This is a genomic window from Streptomyces niveus, from assembly GCF_001723055.1.
Lineage (GTDB): Bacteria > Actinomycetota > Actinomycetes > Streptomycetales > Streptomycetaceae > Streptomyces > Streptomyces niveus.
Genome location: NZ_MDCR01000234.1, coordinates 1 through 4728 on the forward strand (window position 1 = coordinate 1; position 4728 = coordinate 4728).

The 4728-nt window shown below is 70.9% G+C and carries 4 protein-coding genes; 1 reads left to right on the forward strand and 3 read right to left on the reverse strand.

The features are described 5' to 3' along the window. Positions 1-188 precede the first annotated feature (188 nt). The 3 genes from BHU15_RS25325 to BHU15_RS25335 form a co-directional block, all read right to left on the reverse strand. Positions 189-980, reverse strand: a complete 792-nt coding sequence (locus BHU15_RS25325; protein ID WP_069629312.1) for a sugar phosphate isomerase/epimerase family protein — start codon at positions 978-980, stop codon at positions 189-191. Between the two features lie 127 nt (positions 981-1107). Continuing rightward, positions 1108-2292, reverse strand: a complete 1185-nt coding sequence (locus BHU15_RS25330) for a dihydrodipicolinate synthase family protein (RefSeq protein ID WP_069629313.1) — start codon at positions 2290-2292, stop codon at positions 1108-1110. A gap of 41 nt (positions 2293-2333) precedes the next feature. Then, a complete protein-coding gene (locus tag BHU15_RS25335; protein ID WP_069629311.1) occupies positions 2334-3485 on the reverse strand; it encodes a Gfo/Idh/MocA family protein in 1152 nt (383 codons plus the stop codon). A gap of 124 nt (positions 3486-3609) precedes the next feature. On the opposite strand from BHU15_RS25335, the gene BHU15_RS25340 reads away from it, so the two are divergent. Next, positions 3610-4671 (forward strand): LacI family DNA-binding transcriptional regulator, encoded by a 1062-nt coding sequence (locus tag BHU15_RS25340; RefSeq protein WP_023541594.1) that lies wholly within the window; start codon positions 3610-3612, stop codon positions 4669-4671. The last annotated feature ends 57 nt before the right edge of the window (positions 4672-4728 follow it).

Sequence of the window (4728 nt, forward strand, 5' to 3'; positions counted from 1 at the left end):
ACGCAAAGCTTCCCGATCCCCCCGGACCCCTCCCCGGAAGCTTTGACGCCATGTACGACCGACATCACCCCGAAAGGGTTGCACGATCGCGGGCAGTTATTTTTTCGATACCAGAGAAGCGGGACAGAGGTTGACAGAACTACGCATTCCCCCACGGGAGAGGCTTCGTCCTGAGAGACGAGCCTCCGTTACAGGGCATGCCTCACATACCGCTCCGCGACATCGGCCAGCAACTCCGCGCCGTCCCTCACCCACAGGGTGTCGTTGAAGAGCTCGACCTCGATCGGGCCGTCGTACCCGGCCGCGTCGACGCGTTCGCGCCATGCCCGCAGATCGATCGCGCCGTCACCGATCAGGCCGCGGCCGTTCAGCACCCCGGCGGGCAACGGGGTGGTCCAGTCGGCAAGTTGGAAGGAGTGGATCCGGTCCGCCGCCCTGGTGATCGCCGCCGGGGCCCGGTCGTCCCACCAGACGTGGTACGTGTCCACGACGACCCCGACCTGGTCGGCGGGGAAGCGCTCCGCGAGTTCCAGCGCCTGGTCCAGCGTGGAGACGACACAGCGGTCGGAGGCGTACATGGGGTGCAGCGGCTCGATCGCCAGCCGTACGCCGCGCTCCCCCGCGTAGGGCGCCAGAACCGCGAGCGCGTCCGCGATGCGTTCGCGTGCCCCGTGCAGATCGCGGCTGCCGGCGGGCAGCCCGCCCGACACCAGGACCAGGGTGTCGGTGCCCAGGGTCACGGCCTCGTCGATCGCCGCGCGGTTGTCGTCCAGTGCGTCGGCCCGTGCCGCGGGATCGCTCGCCGTGAGGAAGCCGCCCCGGCACAGGGTGGTGACGGCGAGCCCGGCGTCGTGCACGAGCTTGGCGGCGGCCTGGACGCCGTACGCCTGCACCGGCTCCCGCCACAGCCCCACGCCCGGCACGCCGAGTCGCACGCACGCCTCGGTCAGCTCGGGGAGGGTGAGCTGTTTGACCGTCATCTGGTTGATGCTGAAGCGGCTGAGGTCGCCCGGCAGTCCGGTCGTGCGCGCGTCGGTCCCGTCGGACGGCCAAGTCGCTTCACTCACGTCGATCGCCTCGTTCACATCGGTCACTGGTCCGCTCCGGTCACTGGTCCACTCCGTACACGCCGAGCAGCGACCTCATCCGGGCCTCGGCCACCGCCGGGTCCGGGAACAGGCCCAGTCCGTCGGCCAGTTCGTACGCCCGCGCCAGATGCGGGAGCGAACGGGCCGACTGGAGGCCGCCGACCATGGCGAAGTGGTCCTGGTGCCCGGCCAGCCAGGCGAGGAACACGACGCCCGTCTTGTAGAAGCGGGTGGGGGCCTGGAAGAGATGGCGGGAGAGTTCGACCGTGGGGTCGAGCAGTTCCCGGAAGCCCTTGCCGTCACCGGTGTCCAGGACGCGTACCGCTTCGGCGGCCACCGGCCCGAGCGGGTCGAAGATGCCCAGCAGCGCGTGGCTGAAGCCGCGTTCGTCGCCCGCGATCAGCTCGGGGTAGTTGAAGTCGTCGCCCGTGTAGCAGCGCACGCCCTGCGGGAGGCGGCGGCGCAGCTCCACCTCGCGGCGCGCGTCCAGCAGCGAGACCTTGATCCCGTCGATCTTGTCCGGGTGTTCGGAGATGACCTGGAGGAACGTCTCGGTGGCCGCGTCGAGGTCGGTGCTGCCCCAGTAGCCGTCCAGCTCCGGGTCGAACATGGGGCCCAGCCAGTGGAGCACCACGGGCTCGTCCGCCTGCCGCAGCAGATGGGCGTAGACGGCCAGATAGTCCTCGGGGCCCTCGGCAGCCGCCGCGAGCGCGCGGGAGGCCATCAGGATGGCCTGGGAGCCGGTCTCCTCGACCAGTGCGAGTTGTTCCTCGTACGCCACTCGCACCGCCTCCAAAGGATGCGGTCCCGGCGCGAGTTGGTCGGTGCCCACTCCGCACGCGATCCGGCCGCCGGCGGACCGCGCCTCCGCCGCCGAACGGCGGATCAGCTCGGCCGCGCCCGCCCAGTCCAGGCCCATGCCGCGCTGCGCGGTGTCCATCGCCTCGGCGACCCCGAGGCCGTGCGACCACAGATGGCGGCGGAAGGCGAGCGTGGTGTCCCAGTCGACGACGACCGGCGCTCCGGGGCTGCTGTCCGCGTACGGGTCGGCGACGACGTGCGCGGCTGCGAGGACCGTACGGGAGACGAGGGGTGCGGCGTCGGCGCCCTTGATGGTGAAGGCGGCGGGTTCACGGCGCGGCTGGTAGGCGCGCAGCCGGCCGTCCGCGTCCGGGAGCCGGAGTCCTTGCCCCGGCTTCTTCACCGAGGTCGCGCCGGGCGGCGCGGAGGGGGTGGTCCGGGTGGTCACAGTGAGAGCTCCGGTACGTCGAAGCGGCGTCCCTGCGCCGAGGACTTGAGGCCGAGTTCCGCGAGCTGTACGCCGCGCGCGCCGGCGAGCAGGTCCCAGCGGTACGGCTCGCCGAGGGTGATGTGGCGCAGGAACAGCTCCCACTGCGCCTTGAAGCCGTTGTCGAACTCGGTGTTGTCCGGGACCTCCTGCCACTGGTCGCGGAAGGACTCCGTGGCGGCCAGGTCCGGGTTCCAGACGGGCTTGGGGGTGGCGCTGCGGTGCTGGACACGGCAGCGGCGCAGTCCGGCGACGGCGGAGCCGTGTGTGCCGTCGACCTGGAACTCGACGAGCTCGTCCCGGTTGACCCGCACCGCCCAGGAGGAGTTGATCTGCGCGACGATGCCGCCCGCCAGCTCGAAGATGCCGTAGGCGGAGTCGTCGGCGGTCGCCTCGTACGGCTTGCCCTGTTCGTCCCAGCGGCGCGGGATGTGGGTGGTGATGTGCGCCGAGACGGAGTTGACCTTGCCGAACAGCTCGTGCAGGACGTACTCCCAGTGCGGGAACATGTCGACGGCGATGCCGCCACCGTCCTCGCTGCGGTAGTTCCACGACGGGCGCTGCGACTCCTGCCAGTCGCCCTCGAAGACCCAGTAGCCGAACTCTCCTCGTACGGAGAGGATCTCGCCGAAGAAGCCGCCGTCGATGAGGCGCTTCAGCTTCAGCAGGCCAGGAAGGAAGATCTTGTCCTGGACGACGCCGTGCTTGACGCCGGCGCTCTGGGCGAGGCGGGCCAGGTCGAGGGCGCCTTCGAGGTCGGTCGCGGTCGGCTTCTCCGTGTAGATGTGCTTCCCGGCGGCAACGGCTTTCTTGATGGCCTCGACCCGCGCGGAGGTGACCTGCGCGTCGAAGTAGATGTCGACGGTGTCGTCGGCGAGGACGGTGTCGAGGTCGGTGGACCATTCGGTGAGTCCGTGCCGTTCGGCGACTTCTCTGAGGGCGTGCTCACGGCGGCCGACGAGAACGGGTTCGGGCCACAGCACCTCTCCGTCGCCGAGGTCCAGTCCGCCCTGTTCGCGGATCGCGAGGATGGAACGCACCAGGTGCTGCCGGTACCCCATCCGCCCCGTGACGCCGTTCATGGCGATCCGCACTGTCCTGCGTGTCACGAAGTTCCCTCCATACAGCCGTAGCAAGCGCTTTCTATAAGGTATGAAGCTAGCCTGCCGAAAGCGACCGGACAAGGGTCCGGCGCCGATCCACTCCCTCACCCACCTTTCGGAGGAACCGCCGATGACAGTCACCCTGGCCGATGTGGCGGCGCGCGCCCGGGTGTCGCCGGCCACCGTCTCCCGCGTGCTGAACGGCAACTACCCGGTGGCCGCGTCCACCAGGGAGCGGGTGCTGCGGGCCGTGGACGAGCTGGACTACGTGCTGAACGGACCGGCCAGCTCGCTCGCCGCCGCCACCTCCGACCTGGTCGGGATCCTGGTCAACGACATCGCCGACCCGTTCTTCGGGATCATGGCCGGGGCAGCGCAGACCGAGATCGGCGGCCAGGAGGGAACGGGCCGTGCGGGTGGCGAGAAGCTCGCCGTCGTCTGCAACACCGGCGGCTCCCCGGAGCGGGAACTGACCTATCTCACCCTCCTCCAGCGCCAGCGCGCAGCCGCCGTGATCCTCACCGGTGGCGCGCTCGAAGACCCCACCCATATCGCGGCGATGTCGGCCAAGTTGACCAAGCTCGCCGACGCGGGGACGCATGTGGTGCTGTGCGGGCGGCCTCCGCTGCCGGGCAGCAGCGCCGTCGTCGCGTCACTGGCCTTCGACAACCGGGGCGGCGGGCGGCGGCTGACCGAGCATCTGCTGGCGCTGGGGCACCGCAGGATCGGATATGTCGCGGGGCCGGCGGAGCGCACCACGACCCGGCACCGGCTGGAAGGCCACCGGGTGGCGCTGACCGCCGCGGGCGTGACCGATGACCAGGGGCCGTTGACGGTGCACGGACCCTACGACCGGCGTTCGGGCTACGAGGCGACGCTGGAACTGCTGCGGCGCGCACCAGATCTGACGGCGGTGGTGGCCGCGAACGACACGGTGGCGCTGGGCGCGTGCGCGGCGGTGCGTGACCAGGGCCTGAGCATTCCGGGGGACATCTCGGTGGCGGGATTCGACGACCTGCCGTTCTCGGTCGACGCGGTGCCGGCGCTGACGACGGTGCGGCTGCCCCTGTACGAGGCGGGGGCGCGGGCCGGGCGGCTGGCCATGGGGACGGAGGCTCCGCCGCCCGGCGGGATCGCGACGATCGCCGCGGAGTTGATGGCGCGGGCGTCGACGGCGCCGCCGCGGGGCTGAGGGGCTGAGGGGGCGCGGGCCTGGAGCCTCCAGGCCCGCGCCCCCTCAGCCCCTCAG

Coding starts and splice junctions, on each gene's coding strand:
- BHU15_RS25325 (WP_069629312.1), bottom strand. CDS start 980: ATGACGGTCAAACAGCTCACCCTCCCCGAGCTGACCGAGGCGTGCGTG.
- BHU15_RS25340 (WP_023541594.1), top strand. CDS start 3,610: ATGACAGTCACCCTGGCCGATGTGGCGGCGCGCGCCCGGGTGTCGCCG.